This is a genomic window from Micromonospora sp. NBC_01699, assembly GCF_036250065.1.
Lineage (GTDB): Bacteria > Actinomycetota > Actinomycetes > Mycobacteriales > Micromonosporaceae > Micromonospora_G.
Window position 1 is genome coordinate 3,147,367 of sequence record NZ_CP109199.1, and the last position, 13,623, is coordinate 3,160,989.

Annotated in this window: 10 protein-coding genes; 6 read left to right on the top strand and 4 right to left on the bottom strand. The window is 72.8% G+C overall.

The annotated features are described in order from the left end of the window. Positions 1-73: 73 nt before the first annotated feature. From OG792_RS14020 to OG792_RS14035, 4 genes are all read left to right on the top strand, one after another. Positions 74-1,198 carry a baeRF2 domain-containing protein gene (locus tag OG792_RS14020; RefSeq protein WP_329109964.1) on the top strand — a complete coding sequence of 375 codons (1,125 nt, stop codon included), beginning with the start codon at positions 74-76 and terminating at the stop codon, positions 1,196-1,198. Next, positions 1,191-2,981: a thiamine pyrophosphate-requiring protein gene (locus tag OG792_RS14025; protein WP_329109965.1), complete on the top strand. Its 1,791-nt coding sequence runs from the start codon at positions 1,191-1,193 to the stop codon at positions 2,979-2,981. The genes OG792_RS14020 and OG792_RS14025 overlap by 8 nt, the downstream gene beginning before the upstream one ends. Before the next feature lie 276 nt (positions 2,982-3,257). Beyond that, positions 3,258-4,664 (top strand): hypothetical protein, encoded by a 1,407-nt coding sequence (locus OG792_RS14030; RefSeq protein WP_329109966.1) that lies wholly within the window; start codon positions 3,258-3,260, stop codon positions 4,662-4,664. A gap of 253 nt (positions 4,665-4,917) precedes the next feature. Beyond that, positions 4,918-6,099, top strand: a complete 1,182-nt coding sequence (locus OG792_RS14035) for a SigB/SigF/SigG family RNA polymerase sigma factor (RefSeq protein ID WP_329109967.1) — start codon at positions 4,918-4,920, stop codon at positions 6,097-6,099. A gap of 25 nt (positions 6,100-6,124) precedes the next feature. On the opposite strand, the gene ctaD is transcribed toward OG792_RS14035, so the two are convergent. The 4 genes from ctaD to OG792_RS14055 all read right to left on the bottom strand — a co-directional run bounded on the left by ctaD (position 6,125) and on the right by OG792_RS14055 (position 11,209). Continuing rightward, positions 6,125-8,125: an aa3-type cytochrome oxidase subunit I gene (gene ctaD, locus OG792_RS14040; RefSeq protein ID WP_329109968.1), complete on the bottom strand. Its 2,001-nt coding sequence runs from the start codon at positions 8,123-8,125 to the stop codon at positions 6,125-6,127. Between the two features lie 253 nt (positions 8,126-8,378). Then, entirely contained in the window at positions 8,379-8,855 is a 477-nt protein-coding gene (locus OG792_RS14045) for a DUF4383 domain-containing protein (RefSeq protein WP_329109969.1), read from the bottom strand. 190 nt (positions 8,856-9,045) lie between these two features. Continuing rightward, positions 9,046-10,200, bottom strand: a complete 1,155-nt coding sequence (locus tag OG792_RS14050; protein ID WP_329109970.1) for a glycosyltransferase — start codon at positions 10,198-10,200, stop codon at positions 9,046-9,048. 16 nt (positions 10,201-10,216) lie between these two features. Continuing rightward, on the bottom strand, positions 10,217-11,209 hold the full coding sequence (locus OG792_RS14055) for a glucosyl-3-phosphoglycerate synthase (protein WP_442932412.1): 993 nt from the start codon (positions 11,207-11,209) through the stop codon (positions 10,217-10,219). A 230-nt stretch (positions 11,210-11,439) separates the two neighbouring features. On the opposite strand from OG792_RS14055, the gene OG792_RS14060 reads away from it, so the two are divergent. After that, positions 11,440-12,465, top strand: coding sequence for a Gfo/Idh/MocA family protein (locus OG792_RS14060; protein ID WP_329109972.1), 1,026 nt, complete (start codon positions 11,440-11,442; stop codon positions 12,463-12,465). Beyond that, a complete protein-coding gene (locus OG792_RS14065) occupies positions 12,458-13,621 on the top strand; it encodes a zinc-dependent alcohol dehydrogenase (RefSeq protein ID WP_329109974.1) in 1,164 nt (387 codons plus the stop codon). The genes OG792_RS14060 and OG792_RS14065 overlap by 8 nt, the downstream gene beginning before the upstream one ends. The last annotated feature ends 2 nt before the right edge of the window (positions 13,622-13,623 follow it).

Genomic DNA, 13,623 nt, shown 5'->3' on the forward strand with positions numbered 1-13,623 from the left:
GGCGGGTGGCCGCCAGGTGACAAGCCGGGCGGCGCGGGTATGCGAGGGGCGAGTTGGAGAGGGGTCGACCACCATGGAGCTGTCCTTCCTGCGCCCGATCTACGCCCGACCCGGACCCTGGGCCTCGGTCTACCTGGATGCCTCACGCGACAGCCAGGACGCCCGGCCCGCACTGGACCTGCGCTGGCGCGCCCTGCGGGAGCGGCTGGCCGAGCAGCGGGCCGATCCGGCGACGGTCGCGGCACTCGACAGCGTGGTACGCGGACACGACCCGATGGCCGGCGACTACGGCATCGCCGCCTTCGCCACCGACGGGGAGGTGGTGCTCACCGAGTACCTGTCCGCCCCGCCGCTGAGGGACATCGCCGCCAACGGCCCGCTGGCCCACACCATGCCGCTGCTCGCCCAGCGTGGCGAACAGGTGCCCTGGGTACGCGTACTGGCCGACCGTACCGGCGCCAGTGTCGAGGGGGTCAGTGCCGGCGGGGTGGCCCGGCGCGCGGAGGTCGGCGGCGGCAACACCTTCCCGGTCCGCCGGGTCAAGCCCGGCGCCTGGTCGCAGGGGAACTTCCAACGGGCGGCGCTCACCGCGTGGAAGCGCAACGCCGGTGACGCGGCGGCGGCCACCGCCGAACTAGCCGACCTGGTCGGCGCCGAGGTTGTCGTGGTGGCCGGAGACACGCAGGCCCGGCAGATGCTCGCCGCCCAGTTGCCGGCCCGCTGGCAGGACCGGATAGTGCACACCGACGCGGGCTTCCGGGCCGCCGGCACCGACAACGCCGCGCTCGACGACGTGACCGTACAGGCCATCGCGGAGGTGGCGACCGCGCACGCCGACGCGGCCCTGGACAGGTTCGGCATGCAGGAGCAGATCGGCAACGGGCTGGACGCGGTGGTGACCGCGCTGCAACGCGGCCAGGTCGAGAACCTGCTACTGGTCGACGACGCGTCCTCTACCGAGCAGCTGTGGGTCGGCTCGGAGCCGACCGAGATCGCCATCGGTCCGGAGCAGCTCACCGCCCTGTCGGTGGCCGACCCGCAACCGGTACGGGCCGACGCGGCGCTGGTCCGGGCACTGGTCGGGACCGACGCCGGGCTGACCGTGCTCGGGCCGGACGAGGCGCCGGAGCTGCCCGACGGGGTGGGCGCGATCCTGCGGTACGCCGACGCCAGCACGCCGGGGCGCACCGATGGCTGAGCCGACCCGGGTGGTGGCGGACCTGCTGGTCGAGCGGCTGCGGGCGTGGCACGTACCGCGCGTCTTCGGTGCCTCCGGGGACGGGATCGAGCCGATCGTCGCGGCGCTGCACCGGGCCGGCGGCCGTCCCGCCTTCGTCCAGGCGCGACACGAGGAGACGGCCGGATTCATGGCCACCGGCCACGCCAAGTACACCGGCGGGGTCGGCGTCTGCCTGGCCACCCAGGGGCCGGGAGCGATCCACCTGCTCGCCGGCCTGTACGACGCCAAGCTGGACGGCAAGCCGGTGGTGGCGATCGTCGGGCAGCAGCTGGACGGCCCGTTCGGTGCGGCGTACCGGGAGATCGAGCTGGTCCGGCTGTTCGGCGACGTGTGCGAGTTCGTCCGGGTGGCGGACACCGCCGAACAGGTGCCCTCGCTGATCGACCGGGCGTTCCGCACCGCGGTCGCCACCCGGAGTCCGACCTGTGTGATCGTGCCGCAGCAGTTGCAGGCGGCCGCCGTACCCGATCTGCCGCCCCGCGCGGACGGCGTGTTGTCGATGGCGCCGGGACTGCCCCCGGCCCGGGTGGTGCCGCACGAGGCGGACCTGAACGCGGCGGCGCAACTGCTCGGTGCCGGCCGACGGGTCGCGATCCTGGTCGGGCAGGGCGGCTACGGCGCGGCCGAGGAGATCGTCGCGCTGGCCGACCGGGTCGGCGCCGGCATCGCCGCCTCGCTGCTCGGCAAGCCGGTGCTGGACGAGCGGCTGCCGTTCCACACCGGGGTGATGGGGGAGTTGGGCAGCACCGCCAGCGCGCAACTGCTCGGCGGCTGCGACACCCTGCTGCTGGTCGGCACGAACGACCCGTGGACCGACTACTACCCGATGCCGGGTCAGGCGGCCACGATCCAGATCGATATCGACGGCCGTCGGCTGGCCAACCGCTACCCGGTCGACGTGCCGCTGGTCGGCGACGCCACCGAGACGCTGCGCGCCCTGCTGGACCGGGTGCCGCAGCGGGCGAACCGGGAGTGGCGGGACACCATCGAGGTCGCCGTCGACCGGTGGTGGGGCGATGCCACGGCCCGCGCCGACGCCCCGGCACAGCCGATGAACCCGCAGCACGTGCTGCGCGAGCTGTCGCCCCGGTTGCCCTGGGACAGCGCGGTCGCGGTGGACGTCGGCTCGGTGACCTACTGGTACGCCCGCCACGTGCAACTGCCACCGGGCGTGCCGGCCCACCTGTCCAGCACCTTCGGCTCGACCGGCTGCGCCCTGCCGTACGGCGTGGCGGCGAAGCTGGCCGCGCCGGACCGCCCGGTGGTGGTGCTCGCCGGGGACGGGGCGATGCAGCTCAACGGGCTGGCCGAGCTGGTCACGGTGGCGAACCGGTGGGCGGGCTGGGCCGATCCGCGGTTCGTCGTGCTGGTGCTGAACAACCGCGACCAGGCCGGGATGAGCCAGACCCAGCTCGGGTCCGGGCAGCCGGCCACGCCGGAGGCCCAGCGGCTGCCGGACGTCCCGTACGCGGGTTGGGCCCGGCTGCTCGGGATGCACGGGCTGCGCATCGACCGGCCGGAGATGATCGGCGCGGCCTGGGACGAGGCGCTCGCCGCCGACCGGCCCACCCTGATCGAGGCGGTGGTGGACGCCTCGGTGCCGCTGTCCCCGCCCGACCGGCCATTCGCCGACCTGCGCGGGTTGCTGGCCGAGCGGTCGGCCGACGGCGGCGAGGTGGCCAGCCGGGCGCGGGCCGAACTGATCCGGGAACGGGCCGACGGCGGCGACGAACTGACCTGACCCCACCCGCCGCCGGTTGTCGGCGGCGGGTGGGCGTGGAGTCGCCGCCGGGCGGCGCCGGAGCGGGCCCGTGAGCGTGTTCCGTACGACGCGCGGCCGGCAACCGGACGGCCGGTACGCAACCGGCTGACCGGGTGCGTTGTGCCCGCGGTGGCGTAGACGGGCTCCGGCCACGGATTCACTCCCTCAGGGTTGCGGAAGGTCGTTTGAACGCGATCCGGACGGGAAGCCCGCGTGTGGCAAGTGGACGATGAAGGGCGGGTCCCGGTGCGGGAGATGCAGGAATGGGTGGCCGAGAGTGGGCCCGACGTCCCCGGACCGCGCCGGATAGTGGCGCTGGACAGCCCGGCCCGGGTGCTGCTCGCCGCGGCGTCCCGGGCCCTGCGCGGCGAGGACTGCGCGGATCTCGGCTACCAGCCGATGCTGGCCCGGTTCCCCGGCACCCCGGAGGCGGTACGCCGGGCGGCGGTGGCCCGCGCGGGCGCCCGTGCGGCCCTGCCGGTACGCCAGGTGGGCCAGGTCGACGCGGAGTGGGTGGCCCGCTGGATGGTCGACCACTACCCGGCCGGCGAGTTCCCCGGGGTGGTGCTCGGCTCGCCGAGCGGTGCCGCCGTCCACCTGGCCACCGCGCTGGGCATGCCGTGGCTGCCGGCCGGGTTCGAGGTCTCGGTGCAGTGGCCACAGGGCGCGGTGGACAACCTGGCCGGTTCGTTCGCGTACGGGGCCCAGGTGGCCCAGCGACTGGTGGCGGCGAATCCCGGCATCCGGGTCCGGCAGGTGCACGACCCCGCGGTCCGGGGCGTGCTCGCCGGTTCGACCGTCTCCCTGGTCCTGCGCTGGCGGCAGTTGCCGGAGGCGTACCGGACCTTCCTCGACGAGCGGCTGGCGCCCGGTGCACCGGTGTTGCTGCTGCGTGACGTACGGACCTGGCCGGTCGCCGATCAGGGGCAGGGGCACGCGTTCCAGCTGGGGAGTCCGGGCAGCGGGCTGACGCCGGCCGACTTCCGCATCCTCAGCGAGCCGCTGGACCAGGTGCTGCGGGCCGCCGGCGGTGCCCCCGACCGGTGGGAACCGCCGCCGCCGGCCGGCCCGCAGGGTTACGCCGAGCACGGCATCGAGCCCGGTTTCGAGCAGAGTCTGCTGGACCGGGTCCGGGAGTCCGACGGTGTGCTGCACCGGGTGCTGTTCGCCGAGCCGGAGGCGCTGAGCGCGGCGACCGCGGACGTGTACCGGGGCTGGCTGCGGGCCGCCGGCAAGAGCGGTGACCGGTGCGTGGTGGAGTGCGGACGGCTGCTCGACCCGTGGCAGGTGATCCGGGCCGGGCTGGTGCCGTACTGGTGTGAGAACGCCACCAGCCGCCGGGTGGCCGGCGCGGAGTGGTGGCTGGCCGGCAGTACGCCGTTCAGTTCGGTCGACGTGCTGCCGGAACCACCGGGGATGCGGTCACCGGCGCTGGCCGGGCTGCCGCAGTGGCTGGCGGTGGCGTCGTTCGGCCGCCGTCGCCGGGCCCTGGACCGGATCGCGGCGCGGGGCTATCCGGTCACCTCGGTACCGACCCGGCACGCCACCGAGGTGTTGCGCGGGCAGCCCTACGACCTGCCGGCACCGGCCCGGCTGGGGGTGCAGGACGCCCTGGCCGGGCTGCGGGCCGCCGGCACCGCGCACGGGCTGCTGGTCTGCTGAGCGGTCGGCCGCTTCGTCGAGGGGGTCCGCCGGCAAAACATCCCGCGAAAGTCCGGTCCCGTGATTGAGTACCTACAGAGCGGGAACGTCGCTGACTGCAACCGGTCGACTGCGCTACGTAACGAAATGGTGGGCGGGCGCGGTTGGGCTGTTTCCGGTCAGATCGTCGCGCTCCGGTCCGGTCCACCGTGGCATGGGCGTCACTGACCGGTTCCGTAAATCCGGGTGGGAGACCGACCTTCGGGAGGCGCGGATGTTCGGACAGATCACCACGGGCACAGGCACGAGCACAGGCACGGGCACGGGGACGGGTACGACCACGGCCGCGCCGAACGAGCGCGGGCTGGAGGACCTCGACGCGGCCGCTCTGGCGTACGCGGCCCGGATCGAGGGCCTGCCGGACGAGCGCCGGCAGGAGGCCCGCGACGACCTGGTCCGGTTCGCCCTGCCGTTCGCCGGTCGGCTGGCCCGCCGCTACCGGGGACGTGGCGAGCCGCTGGAGGACCTCGAACAGGTCGCCCGGCTCGGTCTGGTCAACGCCGTCGACCGGTACGACCCGGAACGCGGATCGTTCACGGCGTACGCCGCGATCACCATCGTCGGCGAGATCAAGCGGCACTTCCGGGACCGTACCTGGGGGGTGCACGTCCCCCGCCGGCTGCGCGACCTGATCCTGGAGGTCGGCCAGGCGACCGCCGCGCTCACCAGCGAACTGTCCCGGGCACCCACGGTGGCCGAACTGGCGACCCGGCTGGAGACCCCGCAGGAGGAGATCCTGGCGGCCCTCGAATCCGCCGCCGGCTACAGCCCGGCCTCGCTCAACGCCCCGGTCGGCGGGGAGAGTTCGGCCGAGTTCGGCGACCTGGTCGGGGAGTCCGACGCCGACCTGGAGTCGGTGGACGACCGGGTGACCGTGAGCGGTCTGCTCGGCCGGCTGCCCTGGCGGGAACGCCGCATCCTGGCCATGCGGTTCTACGGCAACCAGACCCAGGCCGAGATCGCCGCCCGGTTCGGCATCTCCCAGATGCACGTCTCCCGGCTGCTCTCCCGCGCGCTCACCTGGTTGCGTCAGGCCATGCTCGCCGACGCCCCGGCACCCTGGCAGGCCGGCGGGGTGGATCCGGACGCGCCGGACACCAGGCTCTCGGTCCGCCAGTCCGGGGACCGTACGGTCATCGCGATCGGCGGCGAACTCGACCGCGACACCAGCGACCAGTTGCGGCGGGCGGTGGTCGAGGCGGTCAGCAGCGGCCAGCCCACCGAGGTGGTGGTCGACCTGGTCGACGTGGGGCTGCTCGAACCCGGCGGGATCGCCGCGCTGATCGCCGGCCGGGACGCGGCCGCCCGCAGTGGCGTGGCCCTGAGGCTCACCCGGGCCCAGCCCGGCGTACGGCACTCGCTCGCCTCGGCCGGGCTGGCCCCGCTGCACGAATGATCCCCTCCGGTCCGCCGGCATCGGATCACGCCTCCTCGTCCCTGTCCTTCGAGCGGCCGGTCCGCCAGCGCTCGCTGCCCGGACCGCCCCGGTCGGCGTCGAGGTGCACGTCCGGCGCGCTCGGCTCGAAACTCGGCCGGCGTACCTGCTCCGGCTCCGGCACCTCGATCGGCCGGGCACCCGAACGTGGATCGGGCTGCCACCGGATCGCCTCGCGGGCCCCGTACGCGCCGTCCGGGCTGGACTTGTCCGAGCCGTGGTGCTCCTCGGCGTGCAACTCGTCCGCGATGCCCTGCGGCGGCTTCGTCGACCGCTGCGGCAGGTCCCGGCCCAGGTCGGCGACGAGCGGACCGTACTTGTCGTCGAAGGCCGGTCGCTCGGAGCGAATCCGTGGCATCCGGTCGAAGTTGCGCAGCGGCGGTGGACAACTCGTCGCCCACTCCAGCGAGTTGCCGAAGCCCCAGGGGTCGTTGACGGCCACTATCCGACCGAATCGGTACGACTTCCACAGGTTGTAGATGATGAACAGGGTCGAGGCGCCGAGGATGAAGGAGCTGATCGTGGAGACCATGTTCAGCACGGTGAAGCCGTCGCCGGGCAGGTAGTCGACGTACCGGCGGGGCATGCCCTCGTTGCCCAGCCAGTGCTGGACCAGGAAGGTGCCGTGGAAGCCGATGAACATGGTCCAGAAGTGCAGCTTGCCGAGGCGCTCGTCGAGCATCCGTCCGGTCATCTTCGGGAACCAGAAGTAGATCCCGCCGAATGCCGCGAACACGATGGTGCCGAACAGCACGTAGTGGAAGTGCGCCACCACGAAGTAGGTGTCCGTGACGTGCCAGTCGACCGGCGGGCTGGCCAGCAGGACCCCGGTGAGCCCGCCGAACAGGAAGGTGACCAGGAAACCGATGGCGAACAGCATCGGGGTCTCGAAGCTGATCTGCCCCTTCCACATGGTGCCGATCCAGTTGAAGAACTTCACCCCGGTCGGTACGGCGATCAGGTAACTCAGAATGCTGAAGAAGGGCAGCAGCACCTGCCCGGTGCCGAACATGTGGTGCGCCCAGACCGTCATCGACAGCACCGTGATGGCGATGGTGGCGAAGACGATGCCCTTGTAGCCGAAGAGCGGCTTACGGGCGAAGACCGGAATGATCTCGGTGATGATGCCGAAGAACGGCAGCGCCACGATGTAGACCTCGGGATGGCCGAAGAACCAGAACAGGTGTTGCCACAGCAGTGGGCCGCCGGTCGCCGGATCGTACACATGGGCGTCGATCCGGCGGTCGGCGTAGAGCGCGAGCAGCGCGGCCGCGAGCAGCGGGAAGACCAGGATCACCAGTACGGCGGTGAGCAGCACGTTCCAGGTGAAGATCGGCATCCGGAACATGGTCATGCCGGGCGCCCGCAGGGTGATGATCGTGGTGATCATGTTGACCGCGCCGAGGATGGTGCCCAGGCCGGAGACGACCAGGCCGATCACCCACATGTCCGGTCCGATGCCGGGACTGTGCTGCGCCCGGCTCAGCGGGGTGTACGCGGTCCAGCCGAAGTCGGCCGCCCCGTCGGGCGTGGCGAACCCGAGCAGCACCAGCGAGCCACCGAGCAGGTAGAGCCAGTACGCGAACGCGTTCAGCCGGGGGAAGGAGACGTCCGGCGCGCCGATCTGGAGCGGTACGACGTAGTTGCCGAACGCGAACACCAGCGGCGTCGCGAACAGCAGCAGCATGATCGTGCCGTGCATGGTGAAGAGCTGGTTGTACTGCTCGTTGGAGAGAAACTGGAGGCCGGGCCGGCCCAGTTCGGCCCGCATCAGCATCGCCATCACCCCGCCGGCGATGAAGAAGCCGAACGACGTGACCAGGTAGAGCAGTCCGATCTGTTTCGCGTCGGTGGTGCCCATCAACTTGACCAGGTGGCTGCCCCGGATCGCCTCCCGGATCGGACCGGGGTATCCGCCGAAGCGCGCCGGTGCCAGCACGATCGGCCCTCGCTCGCGTTCCGGCTCGGTGGTAACCCGCTTCGGCATCGCTTCTCACTCCGTCATGGCCACAGAAAGGACGGGCGTGGCTACCCGGTCTGCCCGGGCCGAAACCCGGCACCTCGGTAAATTCCCGCCGCACCACCCAATCCCGCCCTCCCACCCCACGCCCCCCACCGCGTCGATCTAGGGCAAATACGTGTGATTAGAGATCAAGTAGCCCCCATTCGCCCTAGATCGGCGACGTGAAGGGGCGGGGAGGGGGGAGGGGAGGGGAGAGGGGGAGGGGAGGGGGAGGGGGTTATGGGGCGACTGGGGCGCGGGTGGTTAGGAGTCCTAGGCCGATCATGGCGAGGCCGAGGCCGAGGTGGAGCCAGTCGTCGGCCCGGTTGAGCGGCAGGAAGTTGACGGTGGTCCCGTGCCCGAGCACCAGGCCGTACAGCCACAGCAACAGGTAGATCGCGCCGCCGCCGACCAGGAATCCGCGAGATCCGGCGACCGTACGGGCCAGCGCGAGGCCGGCCAGCCCGAACGCCAGGTGCACCAGGTTGTGCAGGACCGACACCTGGAACACCCCGAACAACTGCGCGCCGGAGGTGTGCCCGGCGAAGCCGAGGCGGTCGTACCCGGTGGTGACACCGGGGATGAAGCCGAGCACACCGATCAGCAGGAACGCCGCCGCCACCGTTGCCGCGGCGATCCGGACCAGGGCCGGTCGGGACGATCCGGTGGCCGCCGGGCCGGCTGCGCCGCTCGGGGCGCGGAACTCTCCGGCCATTGCCGTACCTCCGTCCGCCGCCCGGCGGGATCCCCGGTACGGCAACGGACAAACATGCCCGGCCGCTTCCCACTGGCCCGGAGAGCGGATCGGCCCACGCCGCCCTCGGGTGGGCCTACGTGGCCGGGTCCCTGCGTGGGCCCCAGGGTGGCCCCTACGCAGCCCTCGGGTGGCTTACGCGGCCTTTGGCTTACGCGGCCTTCAGGACGGGCCCGGCCAGGTCCCGGACCCGGTCGTAGAACTCGACATAGCGTCGCGCCATCACCGCCGGGGTGAACCGGCGGGCGGCTTCCTGTCGGCACTCGTCCGGCTCGATCAGGGTGGCCGCCACCAGCAGGTCGGCCAACTCGTCCTCGTCCTCGGTGAGCAGGCCGGTCCGGCCGTGGGTGACCAGCTCCGGCAGGCAACCCCGCGCGGTGGCCACCACCGGGGTGCCCAGCGCCAGCGACTCCACCACCGCCGTCCCGCCCGGCTCCTCCCAGCGCAGCGGGAAGAGCGTCGCGCGGGCGCTCGCCACCAGGTCGTCGCGGTCCCGGCCGACGACCGTACCCACCCAACGCACCCGGACACCGTCGACGTACGGCGCCACCCGCTCGTCCCAGTACCGTACGTCCGGGTTCTGCCGGGCCTGGTCGCCCGCGGCGGCCAACTCCTCCGGCCGGTGGTACGGGCCGACCGGTCCCGCCAGCACCAGCGGGAAGCCGACCCGGCGGGCCAACCGCACCGCCACCTCCTGCCCCTTGCCGGGGTTGATCCTGCCGAGCACCACCACGTGCTCGCCCTTCTCCACCGCCGGCCGCCGGTCCGCGTCGACCGCCAGCGGGGTGGCCAGGTGCGCGTGGCCGACCGAGTGCGCGCGCAACGCCGCCGGGGCGCGGGCCAGCTGTGCCGCCGAGACGCCGTTGACCCGGACCCGGTCGCCGCCGTCGAGCTGCCCGTAGAGGTCCGGGTGCTTGGCGAGATCCCAGTGCAGGGTGTGCAGCACGGGCGGGCCGTCGGGACCCATCGCCGCCAGGGTCGCCAGGCCGACCGCCTCGACGTGGTCGTGCACCAGGTCGATGTCGTCGCGCCCGCGTACGGCCCGGACCACCCCGCCGAGGTGCGCCTGGGCGATCCCGCACACCTGGTTGTACGGCCGCTGCAACGACGGGAACTGGCCGTCGGCGAAGACCGACAGCCGTTCGTCCGCCGCCAGGGTGCTGGAGCCGACCGAGGCGAGCACCACCCGTACCCCGAGCCGGCGCAGCTCGGGTACCAGGGTGGCGACCACGTTCTCGATCCCGCCGTAGCCCGGCGGCGGTACGGACAACCAGGGCCCGGCGTTCATCAGCACGGTCAGGCCCATCGGCGGCCCGCCGCGTTCACTGGGGCACCGCTTCGCCCTGCCAGCGTCGCATCTTCTGGCGCAGCTGGATCAGCGGCGGGCGCTCCTGCACCGACACGTCACTGACCACTATCTCCCGTTCCAGGTTCGGCAGCGTGTCGGTGCCGCCCCGGCGGAACTGGGTGAGCAGGGTGGCCGGCGGCGTGGCCGAGCTGACGTGTCCCTGCCGGTGCAGCCGGGACCAGGCGGTGAGCATGATCTGGGCCGACATCCGGCCCAGCGCGGCGGTGTCCTGGTGCCGGTGCAGCCGTTCGCCGAGGTCAACCTGGGCCAGCGCGTCGAGCCCGACCAGTTCGAGCAGGTCGATCAGCATGGCCGTCTCCACGCCGTATCCGGAGACGAACGGGACCCGTTCCAGCACCTCGCGGCGGCCGGCGTACTCACCGGCGAGCGGCTGGACGAAGCCCGCCAGCTCCGGCCAGAAGAGGTTGAACAGGGGCCGGGCCATCAGTTCGGTGACCCGCCCGCCGCCGTCCGGCTCGACCGTGCCCGCCTCGATCAGCGGCCGGTGGTAGAAGCCCTTGACGAAGGAGACCGACGGGTCGGTGAGCAGCGGCCCGAGCAGTCCGGTGACGAAGTGCGGCCGGAACTCGCGCAGGTCGGCGTCGACGAAGGCGATGACGTCGCCGGCCGCCACGGCCAGACCGGCCCAGAGCGCGTCACCCTTGCCGTCGAGTCGGGGCAGCCCCCGGGTCACCTCGTCCTGGCTGACCACCCGCGCCCCGGCGGCGGACGCCACCGCGGCGGTGCGGTCCCCGGACCGGGAGTCGACCACTATCACCTCGTCGACCAGGGCCACCCGTTCGACCAGGTGCTCGCGGATGGTCGCCACGATCGCACCGACGGTCGCCTCCTCGTCGAAGGCGGGTATGACCACACTGACCGAGGTGTCGCCCTTGGCCCGGCTGAGTTGGTGCGCGGTCCACTGCCGAGCCGAGCCGGTACGGTACGTGGACCACGCCTCCACCACGGGTGAGACGGTCGTTTGCGAGTGCCGCACTGGCCCACCCCCGAGTCAAGAGTCGATCGAAGCGGTAGCGGATTTCCCGGACGGGGACCTGACTAACCGACGACGCTCTAACATATTGATCACCAAAACCTGCTATTTCCTGTCTCGTCCCGATGAACGTTTGATGTCACCCCTGTCGTGGCGACAGGTGTGTCCGATGATGTCACCGGGGCCGAAGCGGAGGTCGGTTGATGGGCAGGTGTCGCGTTGGGCTGATCGGCGCGGGAAATGTAGCGCAGCGTCACGCCCGCGTCCTGACCGGTTTCGCCGACGTACAACTCACCGGCGTCACCGACGTACTGCCCGACGCCTGCCGGCGGCTGGCCGACCGGTACGCCGCACCGGTGTACCCGGACGTCGCCGCGCTGCTACGGACGGACCTGGACGCGGTGTACGTCTGCGTACCGCCCTTCGCGCACGGTTCGGTGGAGGAGGCGGTGGTCGCCGCCGGGCTGCCGATGTTCGTCGAGAAGCCGCTCGCCGCCGACCTGGCCACCGCCGAGCGGATCGCCGGGCTCGTCGCCGAGCGGGGCATCCGTACCGCGGTCGGCCACCACTGGCGTTACCTGCCGGTCCTGGACCGGGCCCGGGACCTGCTGGCCGACCGGCCGGTACGGATGGCCGCCGGCGCCTGGCTGGACCGGGTACCGCCGGTGTCCTGGTGGGGCCGGCGCGAGTTGTCCGGCGGCCCGGTGGTCGAGCAGGCCGCGCACGTACTCGACCTGCTCCGGCTCGTCGCCGGGGAGGCGATCGAGGTGAGCGCGTACGGCGACGGCAGTCCACCGGACGTCGAGGGCGCCGACATCGACTCGGTCACCACCGCCAGCCTGCGCTTCGCCAGTGGGGCGGTGGGCACCCTGGTCTCCGGCTGCACCCTCGGCTGGAAGCACCGGGCCGGAGTGGAGATCGTGGCCGACGGGCTGGTCCTCACCCTGGCCGAGGACGGTCTGGGATGGCGGGACGGGACCGGGGAGGGTTGGCTGGCGGCCGACCCGGAGGCGGCCAGGATCGCCGTGGACCGGGCCTTCGTCGACGCCGTCCGCGGCATCGGCGACGACGTGCGGGTCCCGTACCCGGAGGCGTTGCGCACCCACCGGCTGGCCTGCGCCGTGGCCCAGTCGGCGGCGACCGGGCGGACGGTACGGATCGCGCCCGTGGTCGAGGCGCTCGCCACCGCGACCCGCAGCAACCGGGTCGGGTTCGGCCTCGATGCCTGACCGGCCGCCCGCCAACGGTCCGATGGACGCGGCCGACCGGGTGATCGTGGTGACCGGGCCGGGCGAGGTGACGGTCCGTGAGGAGAAGCCCGCCCCGCTGCGGCCGGACACCTTCCGGGTCCGGACCCTCTACACCGGCATCTCCGCCGGCACCGAACTGAGCTATCTCAAGGGCACCAACCCCTACCTGTCGGCGACCTGGAACGCCGACCTCGGGCTGTTCCAGCCGGGCGAGCCGGCGACCGGCTACCCGGTGGACCGCCTCGGTTACATGGAGGTCGCCCAGGTGACCGAGAGCCGGACCCCGGCCGTCGCCGTGGGCACCATCGGGGCGATGGCGTACGGCCACCGGACCGGCTACCTGGCCGATCCGCTGGCCGACCGGTTCGTGCCGCTGCCCGACGACCTGGATCCGTTGCTCGGGGTCTACGTCGCGCACATGGGCCCGATCTGCGTGAACGGTCTGCTGCACGCCGCCGCCGACCTGGTGGGCGCGGACGTCCGTACCGTCGGCGACGGGGTGCGCGGGCGCCGGGTGGCGGTCACCGGCGCCGGCGTGGTCGGCCTGCTCACCGCCCTGCTCGCCCGCCACCACGGCGCCGCGTCGGTGGTCGTGGTCGACCCCACCGCCCAGCGCCGCGCGGTGGCCGCCGCACTCGGCCTGGAGACGCTCGACCCGGGACCGCCGACCGGCACCGAGCCGACCATCCCGGACCCGGTGGCCGGCGACCCGGCGGTGCTGCTGAAGACCCGGTGGGCGCACGGGCCGGGCGACCGGGGCGCCGACGTGGTGTTCCAGTGCCGGGGGCAGGACTCGGCGCTGCGGCTGGCACTGCGCCTGCTGCGCCCCCAGGGCACGGTCGTCGACCTGGCCTTCTACCAGTCCGGCGCGGAGCAGGTCCGGTTCGGCGAGGAGTTCCACCACAACGGCCTCACCCTGCGGTGCGCGCAGATCGGCCGGGTGCCGCGCGGGCTCGCCCCGGCCTGGGACCGCGAGCGGCTCTCCGGCGAGACCACCGCGCTGCTGCGGGCGTACGGCGAACTCGTCGCCCGGCACCTGGTGTCGGCGATCGTCCCGTTCCAGGACGGGCCCGCCCTGCTGGTCGACCTGGCCACCGGCAGACGCCGGGAGCTACAGGTCGTCCTCGCCTGCTGACC

Coding starts and splice junctions, on each gene's coding strand:
- OG792_RS14025 (WP_329109965.1), top strand. CDS start 1,191: ATGGCTGAGCCGACCCGGGTGGTGGCGGACCTGCTGGTCGAGCGGCTG.
- OG792_RS14050 (WP_329109970.1), bottom strand. CDS start 10,200: ATGGGCCTGACCGTGCTGATGAACGCCGGGCCCTGGTTGTCCGTACCG.
- OG792_RS14020 (WP_329109964.1), top strand. CDS start 74: ATGGAGCTGTCCTTCCTGCGCCCGATCTACGCCCGACCCGGACCCTGG.
- OG792_RS14030 (WP_329109966.1), top strand. CDS start 3,258: ATGCAGGAATGGGTGGCCGAGAGTGGGCCCGACGTCCCCGGACCGCGC.
- OG792_RS14060 (WP_329109972.1), top strand. CDS start 11,440: ATGGGCAGGTGTCGCGTTGGGCTGATCGGCGCGGGAAATGTAGCGCAG.
- OG792_RS14045 (WP_329109969.1), bottom strand. CDS start 8,855: ATGGCCGGAGAGTTCCGCGCCCCGAGCGGCGCAGCCGGCCCGGCGGCC.
- ctaD (WP_329109968.1), bottom strand. CDS start 8,125: ATGCCGAAGCGGGTTACCACCGAGCCGGAACGCGAGCGAGGGCCGATC.
- OG792_RS14065 (WP_329109974.1), top strand. CDS start 12,458: ATGCCTGACCGGCCGCCCGCCAACGGTCCGATGGACGCGGCCGACCGG.
- OG792_RS14035 (WP_329109967.1), top strand. CDS start 4,918: ATGTTCGGACAGATCACCACGGGCACAGGCACGAGCACAGGCACGGGC.